The following is a 16,071-nucleotide window of genomic DNA, read 5'->3' on the forward strand; positions in this document are numbered from 1 at the left end:
GCATGTCCGTTGACGGGTGGCACACCCTCCTGGTGCTCGGCGGTATCCGCTCCGGCAAGTCCGAGTTCGCCGAGTCACTGGTCGCCGACGCGCCCACGGTCCGCTACGTGGCCACCGCCCCGGCCGGCGATCCGGAGGACATTGAGTGGGCGACCCGCCTCGCGGCGCACCGCGCCCGCCGCCCGGGGAGCTGGAGCACCGAGGAGACCGCTGCGGACCCGGGCCGGCTGGTCGAGGTGATCGCCGCCGCCGGACCGAACGAGACGCTGCTCGTGGACGACCTGGGCGGCTGGGTGACGGTGCTGCTCGACCCGGCCCACCAGCCCGCTGACGACACCGCGACGATCGCCGAGCTGGCCGCGGCGGTGCGGTCCAGCACGGCCCGGCTGGTGCTGGTCAGCCCCGAGGTGGGACTGTCACTGGTGCCCACCACGCCGCTCGGCCGGGCGTTCACCGACGCGCTCGGCGCCACGAACCGCGCGGTCGCCGACGCCTGCGACGCGGTCGCGCTCGTCGTCGCCGGTCAGGCCGCCTGGCTGAAGCCGGCCACCCCGGCCCTCGCGCACGCCGTGCCGCCCGCCGCCACGTCGCCCGAGGCCGAGCCCGGCCGCGCCGCAGCGCCGCAGCACGCGGCGGCCCCGACCGCGGCACCCCGGACCGCGCCGGCCCAGGCCGTACCGGCCGATCTCGGCATCGGGGACGTGATGCTGCCCGAGGTGCTCACCCCGGCCGCCGCCCCGGTGCCCGCCCCGGCCACGTCCGACGAGCCCGGTACGGGCGACTGGGCCGCACCCACGATGGCGCTGCCGATGATCGCCACCGGCCTGGTCATCCAGCCGGGCATGGAACTGCCGATGCCCGACGACTACACCGGGCCGCAGGCGGTCGACCGGCTCGCCACCCTCGACCTCCCCGGCGCCGGTCTCGGCGTACTGGAACAGGTGGTCGGCTTCGCCGCCGCCACCCAGGGCACCTCGACGCCGCGTCCGTGGGACTCGGTGCGCGTCCTGCTGATCCAGGGCGACCACGAGGGCGGCGCGTCGGCCGGCGCGACGCCCGGCGAGTCGGCCCGCCGCGCCCGGCAGGCCCGGGCCGGCCGGGGCGCGCTGGCCCGGCTCGCCGCCGAGACCCGGGCCGGTCTGCAGATCGTCGAGGCGCCCGTCTCGGCGCCGATGGAGGACGGTCCGGCCCTGCCCGCCGACGAGGTCGAGGCGGCGCTGCGCTACGGCTGGCGGCTCGCCGAGCAGGCCGCCGACGCCGGGGTGCAGCTGCTGGTGCTCGCCGCGTGCGGCGCGGGCGCCGAGGCCGCCGCCGCGGCGGTGCTCGCGGCCACCGCCGGTGCGGAGCCGCCGACGGTGCTCGGCCGGGTGATCACCGAGCAGGGCGAGATCGACGACACCGCCTGGATGGTCCGCTGCGCGGCGGTGCGGGACGCGCTGCACCGCACCCGTCGCTCCGCCCGGGAGGCCAAGGACGTGCTGGCCGAGCTGGGCGGCGGCGACATCGCGCTGGCCACCGGCGTGCTGCTGGGCGCCACCGCCCGCAAGGTGCCGGTGCTGCTGGACGGGCCGGTCGGCACCGCCGCCGCCATGGTCAGCCGCGACCTGGCCGGGCAGGCCCGGCACTGGTGCCTGCTGCCCGACCACGGCGGCCGTCCGGGCGTGCGGCTCGCCGCCGACGTGCTCGGCCTGACGCCGCTGGTGGACCTGCGGCTCGACCTGGGCGAGGGGGCGACCGCGCTGGCCGCGCTGCCGCTGCTGCGCTCCGCGCTGACGCTCGCCGCCACGCTGCCGGTGCACCCGTCACTGGGCGGCCCCGACGACGACCGCGACACCGGCGACGGCACCGGCGACGACGGCAGCGACGCCGGCCGGACCGACGACGAGCCGGACTTCACCGAGCCGGAGCCGGCCGGTCCGGGACCGACCACGGTCGGTGCCGACGAGCCGGTCTCCCCCGGCCGACGTGCCGACTGAGGCACGGCTCGCCGACGGCATCCGGCTGGCGCTCACCACGTTCACCACCCTCCCGGTACGCGCCGGGCGGGTCGACCGGGCCGCCGCCGGTACCGCGATGGCCCTCGCGCCGCTGGTCGGCGCGCTGCTCGGCGCCGTACTCGGCGGGGTGCTGCTGCTCACCGGCGCGCTCGCGCCACCGCTCGTCGCCGCGGTGGTCACCGTGGGGCTGGGTGCGCTGCTCACCCGGGGTCTGCACCTGGACGGGCTGGCCGACACCGTGGACGCGCTCGGCTCGTACCGGCGTGGTCCGGCCGCGCTGGAGATCATGAAGCAGCCGGACGTCGGCCCGTTCGGGGTGGTCGCGCTCGTGGTCGTACTCCTGCTTCAGAGCGCGGTGCTCGCGGAGCTGGCCGGCCGGGACGCGCTCGCCGCGTTCGCCGCGGTGGTCGCGGTGGTCGCGGCCGGGCGGCTCGCCGTCGGCCTGGCCTGCCGGCGGGGCGTGCCGGCGGCCCGGCCGGAGGGCCTGGGCGCGCTCGTCGCCGGCACCGTCGGGTGGGGCGCGCCGGCGCTCGGCGCGGTCGCCGTCGCGCTGGCGGCGGTGCCCGCGGTGCCGGACCGTCCGTGGCAGGGGCCGCTCGCCGTGCTCGGCGCGCTCGCCGTCGCGGCCGGGCTGCTGCGGCACCTGGTACGCCGCTTCGGCGGCATCACCGGCGACGTGCTCGGGGCGCTCGTGGAGATCGTCACCACGCTGTCCTACCTGGGACTGGTGCTGACCGGCTGAGCGCCACCGGTCCGGGCGGGTAGCGTTCGGGGCGAGTGCACCGGCGCGGTCGAGGGGGACGGCATGCTCATCACGGACGACTTCCTGCCGGTACCGGTGCCCGAGTCGCTCGACGCGACGTACCTGGTACCGATCACCGGGCTGCCCAAGGTGAGCCCGAAGAAAGCAGTGGAGGGGCTGGCCGGCCGGCTCGCCGAACCGCTCCACGGGCTGGCCCGGCAGATGCTCGACAGCCCGCTGATGACGGTGGACACCCGCACCGTCGACGAGTTCCCCGAGCTGCCGCCGGACCTGCTCACCGCGTTCGGCGCCACCGAGGAGCAGCTGGCCCGGCTGGCCGCCGCCACCCACCTCGTGGTGGTGCAGGCCGAGTACCGGCCGGGCTGGCCGCCCGCGCACGAGTGGGCCGCCCGCGCGGTGGCCGCCGCGGTCGCCGAGACGGTCGGCGGGGACGTGGTGGACGTCTTCGGGCTCCAGTTCCTCGACCCGGCGGCGGCGCTGCGCTCGCTGCCCGACGAGCAGGGCCGGATCCGGCTCGTCGACTGGGTGCTGGTCCCCTACTCCTCGGACTCCGACGGGCTCTGGTTCACCACGAAGGGGCTGCGCCGGTTCGGGCTGCTGGAGTTGCAGGCCCAGGGCGTACCGGACCACCTGACCCGGGCGTGGGGCGCGGTGATGACCGGCGCGGCCCGGCGGCTGCTGCGGGACTGGACCGACGGGCTCGCCGGCGAGGAGGTGCCGGCGTTCGTGCAGCTGCCGGTGCTGGCCACGGTGACCGGGCACGACATCGCCGTGGCGTACGGCAATCCGGAGCAGCACGGCGCGACCGCGCCGGTGCTGCTGCGGCTGGAGCTGGACCCGGCCACCGACCCGGACGCCGACTCGTTCCTGAGTCTCAACCCGCCGCCCGGGCATCCGGGTCCGCCCGGCCGCTACTTCGCCGCCGCCTGCGCCACGCTGTTCAACGGCATCCAGCCGGACGTGCGCTACACCCGCACCGGGGACGCGATGAGCCGCGCGGTGGAGACCGCCCGGGAGGCGCTCGGCGACATCCGGGCCCGGTTCCTGGCCGGGCGGCTGCCCGAGGAGAGCCAGCTCGTGGTCAAGTACGGCCTGCCCGGCGACGACGGCCCCGAGTACGTCTGGGCCGGGGTGACCTCGTGGGACACCCCGGAACGGATCGTCGGCGCCAGCGCCAGCGACGCCAACACCGACCCGAGCGTGCGGATCGGCTCACCGGTGGTGGTGGAGGCGTCGGACGTCGTCGACTGGGCCGTCCTGGACGGCACCGGCGTGCTGGAGGGCGGCTGGACGCAGGCAGTCCTCGACGCCGGGGAGCGCGGCGAGGACTGACCCGCGCGGCTCAGCGCACCGAGGGCGGGTCCGCCTCCGGGCTCAGCGCACCGAGGGCTCGACGAACGGCGGCCGGGTCAGGCGCATCCGGGCGCGGCGGCCCCGGATGTCCACCTCCAGCTCGTCGCCGTCGGCCGGCTTCGGGTCGGTGTCGACCAGCGCCAGCGCGATGCCGTGCTTGAGCGTCGGGCTGAACGTGCCGCTGGTGACGGTGCCGACCCGGCGGTCGCCCGCGTACACGGCCATGCCGGGGCGCGGGATGGCCCGGTCGACGGCGGTGAGGCCGCGCAGCGTACGGGCCGGGCCGGCGGCCTTCTCGGCGCGCAGCGCGTCGCGGCCCCAGAACGCCGGCTTGTCCCAGCCCACCGCCCAGCCGGAGCGGCCCTGCACCGGGGTGATCTCCGGGGACAGGTCCTGCCCGTGCAGCGGGTAGCCCATCTCGGTGCGCAGCGTGTCCCGGGCCGCCAGGCCGCAGGCGCGTACGTCGTCGTCGGCGGCGAAGAGCGCGTCCCAGACGGCGACCGCATGCTCGGCCGGGACGACCAGCTCGTAGCCCAGCTCGCCGGTGTACCCGGTGCGGCACACGGTCAGCTCCACCCCGTCGAGCGTGGCGGTGGAGAAGCTCATGTAGTCGTGCCCGGTGGGCAGGCCGAGCGCGCCCAGCAGGTCCGCCGAGCGCGGTCCCTGGACGGCGAGCACCGCGTACGCCTCGTGCTCGTCGGTGACGGTGACGCCGGCGGGCGCGGCGGCGCGCAGCCGGCGGGCCACCTCGGCGCTGTTCGCGGCGTTCGGGATCAGGAAGACGTGGTCGTCGGCGTGCAGGTAGGCGATGATGTCGTCCACCACGCCGCCGGTGGCCTCGTCGCAGCAGAGCGTGTACTGCGCCTGGCCGGGGGCGATCCGGCCGAGGTCGTTGGTGAGGCAGGCGTTGACGAAGCCCGCCGCGCCCGGCCCGGTGACCCGGATCTTGCCCAGGTGCGAGACGTCGAACACGCCGACGCCCTCGCGGACGGCCGTGTGCTCCTTGAGCACGCCGCCACCGGCGTACTCCAGCGGCATCTGCCAGCCCCCGAAGGGGGCGAACTTCGCGCCGAGCGCGGTGTGCCGCTCGTGCAGCGGGGAGCGGCGCAGCCGGGTCTCGGCGGCGTCGGAGGTCACCTCGGTCATGGGTGGCAACTTACCGGCCCGGACCGCTGTGGTTAGCATCGGCGGGATCCCGTCGGCACGCATCGGCGGGACAGCCACGCCTCCCGGCGGGTAGGTTGCCGCCGGAGACACCTTCATCGCCGGTACGCGACGACGCGGCCGGCCCGGCCCGCCCGGAGTAGCTTTCGTGACATCGCCCCGCACCACCCTCAGCCTGGTCGACACCGACCCCGCCGAACTCGCCGTCGACGCGATCGTGATCGGCGTGCACAGCCAGACCACCGAGCCGGGCAGCGGCGCATCCGCCCACGCCCTGCTGCTGGCCACCGGCGGGGAGAGCATCGCCGCCGCGTTCGACGGAAAGCTGACCGAGACGCTGGCCCTGCTCGGCGCGACAGGTGGCCCGGGCGAGGTGATCAAGCTGGCCACGCTGGGCACCGTGACCGCCCCGCTGGTCGTGGCCGTCGGCCTCGGCCCGGAGCCCTCGGGCGCCGCTCCGGCCCCGGAGTCGCTGCGCCGGGCCGCCGGTGCCGCGGTGCGGGCGCTGGCCGGCGCCCCGCGCGTCGCGCTGGCCCTGCCGCTGCCCGACGACGCCGACGCCCCGGCCGCGCTGCGCGCGGTCGCCGAGGGCGCGCTGCTGGGCGGCTACCGGTTCGCCGGCTACAAGACCAAGCCGCAGCCGGCCCGGCGTGAACCGGTGGCCGAGGTGCTGGTGGCGGTGCCGGACGCGGCCGACGCGACCGCCCAGGCCGAGATCGCGCGGGCGCAGGCCGTGGCCGGCGCGGTGCGGACCAGCCGGGACTGGGTCAACACCGCGCCGAACGAGCTGCGTCCCCCGGCGTTCGCCGACGTCGTCTCCGCCGCCGCCCGCGAGGCGGGGCTGGAGGTCGAGGTGCTGGACGAGGGGGCGCTGAAGGCCGGCGGCTACGGCGGCATCCTCGCCGTCGGGCAGGGCTCCGAGGCCCCGCCGCGGCTGGTGAAGCTCACCTACACGCCCGCCGGCGGCGGCAACGGCAAGCGGGTCGCGCTTGTCGGCAAGGGCATCACGTTCGACACCGGCGGCATCTCGATCAAGCCGGCGCAGGGCATGTGGGAGATGAAGTCGGACATGGCCGGCGCGGCGGCGGTCGGCGCGGCCATGCTGGCGGTCGCGGCGCTCAAGCCGTCGGTCACCGTCACCGGCTACCTGCCGATGGCGGAGAACATGCCGTCGGGCACCAGCTACCGGCCGGGCGACGTGATCAGCATGTTCAACGGCAAGAAGGTGGAGGTGCTCAACACCGACGCCGAGGGCCGGATGGTGCTGGCCGACGCGATGGCGCGGGCCTGCGCGGACGGCGCGGACTACCTGTTCGAGACCTCGACGCTGACCGGCGGTCAGGTGATCGCGCTGGGCAAGCGGATCGCCGGTGTGATGGGCACCCCGGAGCTGTGCGAGCGGGTGCGGGTAGCAGGTGACGCGACCGGTGAGCCGGCCTGGCCGATGCCGCTGCCGGACGACGTGCGCAAGGGCATGGAGTCGGACGTCGCGGACATCTCGCAGGTGAACGCCGGGATGGACCGGGCCGGGCACATGCTGCAGGGCGGGGTGTTCCTGCGCGAGTTCGTCACCGACGACGTGGCGTGGGCGCACATCGACATCGCGGGTCCGGGCTACCACTCGGGCGAGGCGACCGGCTACTGGACCAAGGGCGGCACCGGCGTGCCGGTGCGTACGCTCGTGCACCTGGTCGAGGACGTCGCCACGAACGGCTGACGAGTAAGGAAGGGCCCCTTTTTAGTGAGCGTTTGAGAAGTGGTGGGGTTGGGCGGCGTGTCGTGTTGGAGGTGAGGGAAGGCCCTCGGTAGGTCCGGTGGTGTCGAGCCAACCGTTTCCGTGCCGAGGGCCTTCTGATGTCGTTGTACCCGATCGTCGATGCGAAGCGGACTGCGCATCGACGATCGGGTACAACGACATCAGAAGGCCCTCGGCACGGAAACGGTTGGCTCGACACCACCGGACCTACCCTTCCTGATTGTCCTGTTGTATTCGTGCACCGGTACGGACCSCAACACCGCCGTCACCGCCGACCAGGTCGCCGCCTGCCCGCCCGCCGTAGCCGACGTGATCACCGCTGTCGTCGCCGAGTACGAGGCCGGCGAAACCCTGGAAGCCATCGTGGCCCGCGACGCGGACAAGTTGGAGTGCCTCGTCCAAGCGGTCGAGTACCGGCATCAGGGTATCGCGGACGTGCAGCGCTGGATCGACAGCTCACGAGCTGCGCTCAAGACATCGTCTGCCCATCGTCTCGCCGACGTCGCCCTCACCGGCGCTCCAATGGCATGGTTGAATCCGCCCGCCAGCCCGCCCGTGACGTAGACGTCAGAGGACACCACGGCCCTGTGCGGTGACACCCTGCCCGCACGATGGAACCTGACGTCCGGCTGACGGCGTCCGGCACCAAGTCGGCGAAGAGGCTCTGTCGGTGCCAAGCAGGTTCCCCTGACTACCGCTTGATGCCGGTATCGCCAGGCTGGAGCGCTGCGGCGACGAGGCGGAGTTGTTCCGGCGACAGTTCACCTCCGTGACGGCGGTAGGTAGCCGATCCGAGGCCGACGAGGACGTCGTCCACGTACGTCCATCGGCACGGCCCCCAGTACCTGGGGCTGGTGAGCAGTTCTTCACTGAGCTGACGCACACCGGACCGGGCGCCGAGGGTGGTCAGCGCTTCCGCTGTCATGTCGACCGCCGTGTCCGGGCGGCTGCTGTCGGCACAGGCCGGAACGAGCAGGAGCAACCGCTCGGCCGGCGTGTGGTCCGGATCCGGCTGCCGCGCTGCGGCGACCACCTCCTGCCAGGCGAACGCCGGCCCTCGGAAATGTCCCTCCATCGCGGCGAGGGGGATCGACCCGTCGCCGGGGTCGAGCACGTAGTCGACGCCCCCGTCGCCCTCGTAGTTGCGCAGGACGACGTGCAGGCGACAGCCCTCGGCGAGCGGTAGCGAGAACACCGGCCATCGGTCCGGGTCGAGGAATGCGTCGACGATCGGTTCCAGATCGGCTGGATCGACGCCGAAGGCGTCCGGTGCCGACGCGGCTCCGCCGACGGTGGCGAGGAAGGCGGGCCAGAACGTCGCCTGCGCCATCAGGTCTGACCCGTCGACCAGCGGCGACCGCGGGATCGGCGGTTCGTAGCCGTCCAGGTATCCGGGGATGATCACCTCGCCATCATGGCGGCGCGGTAGCCGCCTGGTGGACCGGTGCCGTTTGTCGCACCGCCCCGGCCGCTGGTGAAGCGGTAGTGGAAGTGCACCGCCGGACCTCGCTCGGGCGCCCGCGGGTGAACGGTGGTCTTCCAGGCGGTCACCTCGGCGGTCACCGCGTAGGTCCGCTCTCCTCGGACGACAGTGACCTCTCGGGCTGCCGCCCCCGGTTCCGGAGTGAAGGGGCGGTGGTCAGTGCCGCACGCTACGACGGCAGTCGTGACGAGGATGCCGACGCGGCCAAGGCGGGACCACGAAGCCATGCGTGACATCGTCGACGGGCAGGCCGTCGGGCTCCGGCCGGTAACGGTCAGCCAGGCAGTCGGGACCGGGCTTCCGCCTCCGCGGCCGACACGATCTGTTCCGCGAGACGCGTCGTCTTCACCGTCTCCGGATGCTCCTGCCCGAGCACCTCGACCCGTTTCCTCACCGTCTCCCGGCAAAGGGTCAGAGCTTCATCGGTGCGACCGGCGGCAAGCAGATCGATCACCACGTCGTGGGCCGAGAGCAGCGTATGGGGATGGTCGTCGCCGAGCACCCCTCGTCGACGCACGTAGGTTTGCTGGTTCAGGGCCAGGCTCTCCTCGTTCAGGCCGAGGGCCCGAAGGTCCAGAGCCAGGTTGTGCGCGGTACCCAGCGTCTCCAGGTGCTCCTCACCGAAGATCCTCGTCTTCCGGCTCAAGGTGTCCTCGTGCAGGGCACGCGCTTCTCGTGGCTTTCCGAGTTCACGAAGGGTGGATGCAAAGACATCCGCTGCGTTCAGGGTGAGCAGGTGGTCCTCACCGAAGACTCGAAGGCTCCGCCTATGAACCTCGACAGCCACCTCCTGACACTCCGCGTACCGTGCCTGCCGCCAGAGGGCGCTGCCCAGGGTGTGGCAGGCGGAGAGAGTCTGCTGATCGTCAGGCCCGAGGGAGACCCGCCAGTGCTCGTAGAGCGTGGTGGCGAGCTCCCGACCGCGGTCCAGCTCGCCACGCTCGGTCAGATACCAGGCCGCCGCATGAGCGGCGGATCGCAGAGATGTTGACGGGGTTGCGACGAGGTCGCTCGCCAGCAGGTGCGGCATCAGCCGGTCCCAGAGTTCCCACGACGACGTGCTCTTGCTGTCGGCCGGGCAGAGGTTCCCGAGGACGTCATCGGCCCTTCGGCGGATCTCAGGGCGGCGTTCCGCGTCGATGCTCCCGCTGATCACCAGTTGCACGAGCCGGTGCAGCAGAATCGACTTCCCGTCGACCCGCGCCAGGCCGTAGCGCGAGATCCAGCCGAGCGTCCGGCGCATCCCCAGCGTCGTCTGCAACTGCGCCGCCAGCGGCTCCTCCAGGACGGCGGCCGCCTCCGGGCTGAACAACTCCACGGGGATCGGCTCGGCCGCCATCATCGAACAGATCTCGAGAAGCTCTACGGCCGCCGGGGATTCCTCCTCCATCCGCCGGAGAGCAGTCACCACCACCTGCGTCAGCGGCGTGGGGTAGGTGGGCAGACGCCCGTCCTCCAGTAGGTCCCTACCGTTGCGGTCCAACTCTTTGAGGTACTCCGCCGCGGACATGCCTGTCTCGTTCATGAGGGAGCACGCCTGGGCGACCGCCAGGGGCAGGTCTTCCAGACGACCGGCGATGTCGTTCGCCTCAGCGCTGCTCAACGTGGGCGACAGACGCCGCATGAGAGCCACCGATTCGGCCCGCGAGAACGGGTCCACCGCAACCGGATCTCCCATCAGCTCCCAGGCGGGATTCCGGGACGTGATGATGACGTGCCCCGGCCCCTGGGGCACCCACTGCGCCAGTGCGGCCGGATCCTCCGCATTGTCGAAGATGAGCAGCCATCGATCGGTGCGGGAGAACTGGAGCCTCACCTCGCGGAGAGCCGACGGGATGTCGGCCGCTGTCTTCACCCATCCGGCCGCGACGCCCAGCGACGTCAGCTGGCCACCGATCATCGACGGCCTCTCCGCGTCGATCCACCAGACGAGGTCGTAGCGCTCCAGTCGACGATAGGCGTATTCGGTGCTCAGCGTGGTCTTTCCGACTCCGCCGATTCCATGGAGCACCCGAACGACAGGCGACGTCCGCTCCTCGATGCCGTTCTCGAAAGCCGCGAGTTGAAAGTCTCGTCCCACGAAGGACGGGTTACGTGGCGGGAGGTTGTAGACGACCTCACGACGTCCATTCGACGGGTCGGAGGCGGCCACCGCGTTCTGCTCTCCCGAATGGCCGGCCCACGCAGCCAGGGCCGCACCGATGACCGGACATACGAGTGCCGCCACGGTTGCCGAAGTCTGTACGTCCAAGCCGGCCCACACCTGACACGCGAGCCAGGTCGCTGCCACCAGCAGTGCGCTGGCACCGGTGGCTACCAGCCACCGCGCGATTCCTCTCAACCGTTACCCCGCTTTCGAGGAGCGCGCCAACGGTGAACCGTGGAGTTGAGACTTTACACCTCGTCTATGGCTGTGCCGAGCCGAGGATTTCCTTTCACGACGCGAACGTCGTCCATTCCCGAGTCGGGATGCAGCCTTCGCTCACGTCCCAGCAGCCCTCGGCCCATGCTGTCGCCACCATCACCGGGCGGCTCAGCACCACATCACCGGCCCGTTGTGCCCGCAGCACCAACCCGAGCTGCGACGAACACGGATCGGCGTGCTGCGAATACCTCAGTTCGAGGCCGTGCGCCGAGAGGTGCTCGGTGAAGTCGTCCTCCAGCCGTGAGGGCCGCTGTCCCACCAGCCGCAATCCGTCCATTGTCACCTGCGGCCCGCGCAGGGCGTCGACGGCGACACCGGCCAAGCCGTCCGACTCGTCGTAGTAGGTGGTGACCGCAGGTCCGGCCGGCGCCGCGCCCGCACTTCGCTCAAGCCAGAAATCCGCCCAACCGTCGGAGCAAGCGACACCGAGGACGCCGTGCGCAGCAGCCCGCACCTGCTCGTGCGTCATTCCGAATACCAGCGGGCCGACGTGCGCGAACGGCGTGAACGTCCAGCGCAGTCGCTGTTCATCGGTCAGAACCGCCCAGACGTCGGCTGACAATCCTCAGAACCAGCTCTCCCGCATGTCCAGCGTCGTCCGGTCCAGCCCTTCCAGCAGGTCGAACTGCGCCCCCACCTTCGGCAACTCCCACCGGTAGAAGTACCGCGCCGCCTGCCTCTTCCCCGCCAGGAACTCCCCCTCGGCCCCGTCCGGCGACCCCAGCGCCTCCACCGCCAGCACCTGCTCCAGCCACATCCACGCGATCACCACGTGCCCGACCGCCTCCAGGTACACCGAGGCGTTCGCCAGCGCCAGCTCCGGATCACCAGGGGCCCACAACCGCCGCGTCACCACGGCGATCCGGTCCACCGCCGCGCCGAGCTGACCGGCCAGCTCGGAGGCCAACCCGTCGGCCTTCCACGCCCGGGTGACGGTGCCGCGGATGGTCTCCAGCAGCAGTTCCAGCGCGGCGCCGTCGCGCATGGTGACCTTGCGGCCGAGCAGGTCCAGGGCCTGGATGCCGTGGGTGCCCTCGTGGATGGCGTTGAGCCGGTTGTCGCGCCAGTGCTGCTCGACGTCGTAGTCGCGGGTGTAGCCGTACCCGCCGTGCACCTGGATGGCCAGGTCGTTGGCGGCCAGGCACCACTGCGCCGGCCAGCTCTTGGTGATCGGGGTGAGCAGGTCCAGCAGCAGTCGTGCCCGTTCGCGGTCGGCCTCGGCGGGCGCGGTCTTCTGCTCGTCGAGCAGCCGTCCGCAGTAGAGCACCAGCGCGAGCGCGCCCTCCACGTAGCTCTTCTGGGCCAGCAGCATCCGGCGTACGTCGGGGTGGGCGACGATCGGCACCTGCGGCGTGGTGGGATCCTTGTCGGCGACCGGCCGGCCCTGCGGGCGCTGCCGGGCGTACGCGACGGACTTCAGGTACGCGGTGTAGCCGAGCGCCGTGGCACCGGCCCCGATACCGATGCGCGCCTCGTTCATCATGTGGAACATGACCGCGAGCCCCTGGTGCGGCTGCCCCACCAGGTAGCCGACCGCCCCGGCCCGCCCGTACGGCCGGTGCACGCCCTCGCCGAAGTTCAGCAGCGTGTTCGTGGTGCCGCGGTAGCCGAGCTTGTGGTTGAGGCCGACCAGCACCACGTCGTTGCGCGGTCCGAGATTGCCGTCGTCGTCGAGCAGCACCTTCGGCACGATGAACAGCGACAGGCCCTTGACGCCGGGCGGTGCGCCGGGGATGCGGGCGAGGACCAGGTGGACGATGTTCTCGGCCAGTTCGTGGTCGCCGCCGGAGATCCACATCTTGGTGCCGACGATCCGGTACGTGCCGTCGTCCTGCGGCTCGGCCCGCGTGGTGAGGTCGGTCAGGGAGCTGCCGGCCTGTGGCTCGGACAGGCACATGGTGCCGAAGAACCGGCCCTCGACCATCGGCCGGACCCAGGTGTCGATCTGCTCGGCGCTGCCGTGGGCGAGCAGCAGGTTGGCGTTGCCGAGGGTGAGCATCGGGTACGCCGACGTGCCCACGTTCGCGGCTTGGAACCAGGCGAACGCGGCGGCGGCCACCGTGTGCGGCAGTTGCAGGCCGCCGACCGACTCGTCCATGGTGGCGGCGAGCAGCCCGGTCTCGGCGAACGCCGCCAGGGCGGCCTTCACCTGCGGGATGGTCCGCACCCGCTGCCCGTCGAACGTGGGCTCGCCGGTGTCGGCGGCCCGGTTGTGCGGGGCGAAGCGTTCGGCGGCGACCCGGGCGGCGAGGTCCAGCACCTCGTCGACGGTCTCGCGGGTGTGCTCGGCGTAGCGGGGCCGCTCGGTCAGCCGCGCCACGTCCAGCCAGTCGTGCAGCAGGAACGCGAGGTCACGGCGGGACAGCAGCAGATCGGACGAGGACAACGTGGACTCCTTCCGGTCAGCCGCGGCGCAACCCGGCGACGGCCTCCCGCAGGTCATCCTGACCGATCGGAGCCGGTGGCGCACCCTCCGCCGCCTCCCGGAGTGCCTTGGCGAGTTGCACCCGGCGCAGCGCCTCCCGGAGGTCCGCGCCGGTCAGCCCGGCCGTGTCGGCGGCGAGCGCGGCCGGGTCGAGGTCGTCGGCGAACATCCGGAAACCCGGCCGTTCGTACCGCTCGATCAGCTCGCGGATCATCTTGGTGAGGATCTCCGCGCGTCCGGTCTCGTCCGGCGCCGGAATGGCGATCTTCAGGTCGAAGCGGCCGGAGCGGATCAGCGAGGCGTCGACGCGCTGCGGGAAGTTGGTGGTGGCGACCACGATGACGTCGGGGTTCTCCTCGAACAGCGTGTTCATCTCCTGCTTGAAGATGCCCGCGACGGCGTTGACGGCCTGGCTGGCCGCGTCGCCGCCGGCCCCGGCGTAGCTGATGATCGAGTCGAACTCGTCGAACAGCATGACGGTGGGCCGCCGGTAGCGGCGTGCCTCCCGGAAGATGCGCTTGATGTTGCGTTCCGAGCCGCCGAGGTACTTGTCCAGGATCTCCGGGGTGCGGATCTCCACGAAGTCCGCGCCGACCTCGTTGGCCAGCGCCCGGGCCAGCATGGTCTTGCCGGTGCCGGGTGGCCCGTACATCAGGATGCCCTGCGGCCGGCGCGCACCCCAGCGGGCCATCGCCGCCGGGTGCCGGAACGACACCGCCACCTCGCGGAACCGCGCGACCACGTCGGGCAGGCCGCCGACCTGGTCGAGGGTCACCGACGCGCTGCGCGGCCCGGCCGCCGCGACCGGTCGCCGCCCCACGACGTACGTCCGGCCGCGCAGCACCGTCGGCTCGTCGCTGTCGCCGGACAGCTCGCGTACGGCCTGGAGCAGCAGGCCGAGCATCGCCCGCAGGTGCGCCGGTCCCACCTCGGCGCTGGGCACGTCGGCGCGGATGCGTACCGTGCCGTTGTCCTGGTCGACGCGGGGCCGCAGCCCGGCTTCCCGGGCCACGCGCAGCACCTCCCGGCCGGCCTCGTCGCCCGGCGGTGCGGCGAGCGTGGCGACCGGTCGCGGCCAGATCCGCCGCCCGGCCTCCGCGGCGATCCGGCCCACCGCGGCGGCCGGGCCGTCGCCGCCGCGCGCGGCCAGCCGCTCGGCGAGCAGCACGCCGACCGGCCCGGCCAGACCGAGGGCGATCAGGCCCGCCGGTGCGGCCTCCACCCGCAGGTACGCCTCGAAGCGGTACACCGGCGGTTCGGCTGCGGTGTCGGCGCGCACGGTGCAGCGGACCTCCCGCACCGGGGCCGGGAAGTCGCCGTCGACGAGCAGCTCCACCGGCCCGTCGACGGCGGCGGCGAGCAACCCGGCCGCGTCGGCGATGCGCACCTCGGCGCCGAACAGCGGCACCGTCTCCTCGTCCGGCCGTACCTCGGTCATCGGCAGCCCTCTCCTCGCGGCGGCGTCCGCATCCCTCGCGTGGCGTCCGCCTCCGAGTCTGGCACCGGCCCGGCCGGGCGGCCAACGCTCAGCTCGCCTCGGCGAGCAGGCCGTCGACCAGGTCGCGGGGCAGCCCGTGGGTGTCGTGCAGCCAGTGGTAGTCCCGTTCGGTCAGCGGCCCGCGCGCCCGTACCCGGTCCACGATCGGCCGTCCGCGTCGCAGCAGTCCATGGAAGCGGCGTTCCTCGTCCACCAGCGTCGGGTGCAGCGAGCCGACCTCGACCGACTGACGGAAGCGGCGCAGCGTGTCCGCGTACACCTCGGGTGGCAGATCGTTCAGGGTGCGCGCCGGATCGTCGCGCCACAGCACCGTGAGCGCGCGGCGCAGCAGCCGCCGCAGCACGTACCCGCGGCCGGTGTTGCCGGGGCGTACCCCGTCACCGAGCACGACCACCGCGGACCGCAGGTGGTCGGAGACCACGCGCAGGTCCGCACCGCGCAGGCCCCACCGCTCCCCCACCGCGTCCACCCACGGCCGCAGCCCGTCACCGGTGAACACGGACCGGTCGCCGCGCAGCACCATCTCCAGCCGTTCCAGGCCCATGCCGGTGTCGATGCTGGAGTGCGGCAGCGGCGTGAGCCGGCCGTCGGGGTGTCTGTGGTAGCGCATCTGCACGTGGTTCCACACCTCCACCCACCGCGCGTCGGTGCTCGGTGTGCCGGTGGGCGGACCGTCGTCGGTCCACACGAAGATCTCCGAGTCCGGTCCGCAGGGGCCGGTCGGGCCGTTGGACCACCAGTTGTCCTCGCCCAGCGCCTCCACCGGCACGCCGAGCCCGGTCCAGGTGTCGCGCGCGGTGTCGTCCGGCCCTTCACCGTTGCCGCCGCCGAAGACCGTGGCGTGCAGCCTCCCCGCCGGGATGCCGAACCCGTCGGTGAGCAGCTCGAAGCCCCAGCGCAGGCTGGTCACGATGTCGTAGTCGCCGAGCGACCACGAGCCGAGCATCTGGAACACGGTCAGGTGGGTGCTGTCGCCCACCTCGTCCAGGTCCGTGGTGCGCAGGCACCGCTGCACGTTCGCCAGCCGCCGTCCGCCGGGGTGCGGACGCCCCAGCAGGTACGGCGTGAGCGGATGCATGCCGGACGTGGTGAACAGCACCGGGTCGCCGGGCGGCGGAACGAGCGAGCTCTCCGGCGCACGCTGATGGTCGTACCGGTGGTAGTGGTCGAGGAACGTCCGGGTGATGTCGTCGGGTGTCATGGCGGG

12 protein-coding genes and 1 pseudogene are annotated in these 16,071 nt (G+C 72.9%); 5 read left to right on the forward strand and 8 right to left on the reverse strand.

Annotated features, from left to right (window positions below; all coding sequences use genetic code 11):
• Window positions 1-2 precede the first annotated feature (2 nt).
• From NMK34_RS22055 to NMK34_RS22065, 3 genes are all read left to right on the forward strand, one after another.
• The gene (locus tag NMK34_RS22055) at window positions 3-1,976 is read left to right on the forward strand and encodes a bifunctional adenosylcobinamide kinase/adenosylcobinamide-phosphate guanylyltransferase (protein WP_318335010.1); all 1,974 of its coding nucleotides are present in this window, start codon (window positions 3-5) and stop codon (window positions 1,974-1,976) included.
• The gene (cobS, locus tag NMK34_RS22060; RefSeq protein ID WP_318335011.1) at window positions 1,966-2,739 is read left to right on the forward strand and encodes an adenosylcobinamide-GDP ribazoletransferase; all 774 of its coding nucleotides are present in this window, start codon (window positions 1,966-1,968) and stop codon (window positions 2,737-2,739) included. The genes NMK34_RS22055 and cobS overlap by 11 nt, the downstream gene beginning before the upstream one ends.
• 63 nt (window positions 2,740-2,802) lie before the next feature.
• Window positions 2,803-4,092: a DUF2314 domain-containing protein gene (locus NMK34_RS22065; RefSeq protein WP_318335012.1), complete on the forward strand. Its 1,290-nt coding sequence runs from the start codon at window positions 2,803-2,805 to the stop codon at window positions 4,090-4,092.
• A gap of 42 nt (window positions 4,093-4,134) precedes the next feature.
• Here NMK34_RS22065 and gcvT read toward each other — a convergent pair whose 3' ends face one another.
• A complete protein-coding gene (gene gcvT, locus NMK34_RS22070) occupies window positions 4,135-5,259 on the reverse strand; it encodes a glycine cleavage system aminomethyltransferase GcvT (protein ID WP_318335013.1) in 1,125 nt (374 codons plus the stop codon).
• Between the two features lie 166 nt (window positions 5,260-5,425).
• Between gcvT and NMK34_RS22075 the strand changes: the two genes are divergently transcribed.
• Both NMK34_RS22075 and NMK34_RS22080 read left to right on the forward strand, forming a co-directional pair.
• Window positions 5,426-6,994: a leucyl aminopeptidase gene (locus NMK34_RS22075; protein ID WP_318335014.1), complete on the forward strand. Its 1,569-nt coding sequence runs from the start codon at window positions 5,426-5,428 to the stop codon at window positions 6,992-6,994.
• A gap of 285 nt (window positions 6,995-7,279) precedes the next feature.
• Window positions 7,280-7,597, forward strand: a pseudogene (locus NMK34_RS22080) (HD domain-containing protein); the annotation flags it as partial.
• Window positions 7,598-7,724: 127 nt separating this feature from the next.
• Here NMK34_RS22080 and NMK34_RS22085 read toward each other — a convergent pair.
• The 7 genes from NMK34_RS22085 to NMK34_RS22115 all read right to left on the reverse strand — a co-directional run bounded on the left by NMK34_RS22085 (window position 7,725) and on the right by NMK34_RS22115 (window position 16,065).
• A complete protein-coding gene (locus NMK34_RS22085; protein ID WP_318335015.1) occupies window positions 7,725-8,438 on the reverse strand; it encodes a hypothetical protein in 714 nt (237 codons plus the stop codon).
• Window positions 8,435-8,596 carry a hypothetical protein gene (locus tag NMK34_RS22090; RefSeq protein ID WP_318335016.1) on the reverse strand — a complete coding sequence of 54 codons (162 nt, stop codon included), beginning with the start codon at window positions 8,594-8,596 and terminating at the stop codon, window positions 8,435-8,437. Before NMK34_RS22090 ends, NMK34_RS22085 begins: the two co-directional genes overlap by 4 nt.
• 194 nt (window positions 8,597-8,790) lie before the next feature.
• Window positions 8,791-10,668 (reverse strand): FxSxx-COOH system tetratricopeptide repeat protein, encoded by a 1,878-nt coding sequence (gene fxsT / locus NMK34_RS22095; RefSeq protein WP_318335017.1) that lies wholly within the window; start codon window positions 10,666-10,668, stop codon window positions 8,791-8,793.
• A 283-nt stretch (window positions 10,669-10,951) separates the two neighbouring features.
• The gene (locus tag NMK34_RS22100; RefSeq protein WP_318335018.1) at window positions 10,952-11,503 is read right to left on the reverse strand and encodes a hypothetical protein; all 552 of its coding nucleotides are present in this window, start codon (window positions 11,501-11,503) and stop codon (window positions 10,952-10,954) included.
• A gap of 3 nt (window positions 11,504-11,506) precedes the next feature.
• A complete protein-coding gene (locus NMK34_RS22105) occupies window positions 11,507-13,327 on the reverse strand; it encodes an acyl-CoA dehydrogenase (protein WP_318335019.1) in 1,821 nt (606 codons plus the stop codon).
• A gap of 16 nt (window positions 13,328-13,343) precedes the next feature.
• Entirely contained in the window at window positions 13,344-14,804 is a 1,461-nt protein-coding gene (locus tag NMK34_RS22110) for an ATP-binding protein (protein ID WP_318335020.1), read from the reverse strand.
• Window positions 14,805-14,892: 88 nt separating this feature from the next.
• Entirely contained in the window at window positions 14,893-16,065 is a 1,173-nt protein-coding gene (locus NMK34_RS22115; protein WP_318335021.1) for an alanine--tRNA ligase-related protein, read from the reverse strand.
• Window positions 16,066-16,071 lie beyond the last annotated feature (6 nt).

This window comes from Micromonospora sp. BRA006-A (genome assembly GCF_033433935.1).
Taxonomy (GTDB): domain Bacteria; phylum Actinomycetota; class Actinomycetes; order Mycobacteriales; family Micromonosporaceae; genus Micromonospora; species Micromonospora aurantiaca.

Excerpts from the sequence above, each read along its gene's own strand:
- NMK34_RS22055 (WP_318335010.1), top strand. The coding sequence starts at position 3 with ATGTCCGTTGACGGGTGGCACACCCTCCTGGTGCTCGGCGGTATCCGC.
- NMK34_RS22065 (WP_318335012.1), top strand. The coding sequence starts at position 2,803 with ATGCTCATCACGGACGACTTCCTGCCGGTACCGGTGCCCGAGTCGCTC.
- gcvT (WP_318335013.1), bottom strand. The coding sequence starts at position 5,259 with ATGACCGAGGTGACCTCCGACGCCGCCGAGACCCGGCTGCGCCGCTCC.
- NMK34_RS22110 (WP_318335020.1), bottom strand. The coding sequence starts at position 14,804 with ATGACCGAGGTACGGCCGGACGAGGAGACGGTGCCGCTGTTCGGCGCC.
- NMK34_RS22115 (WP_318335021.1), bottom strand. The coding sequence starts at position 16,065 with ATGACACCCGACGACATCACCCGGACGTTCCTCGACCACTACCACCGG.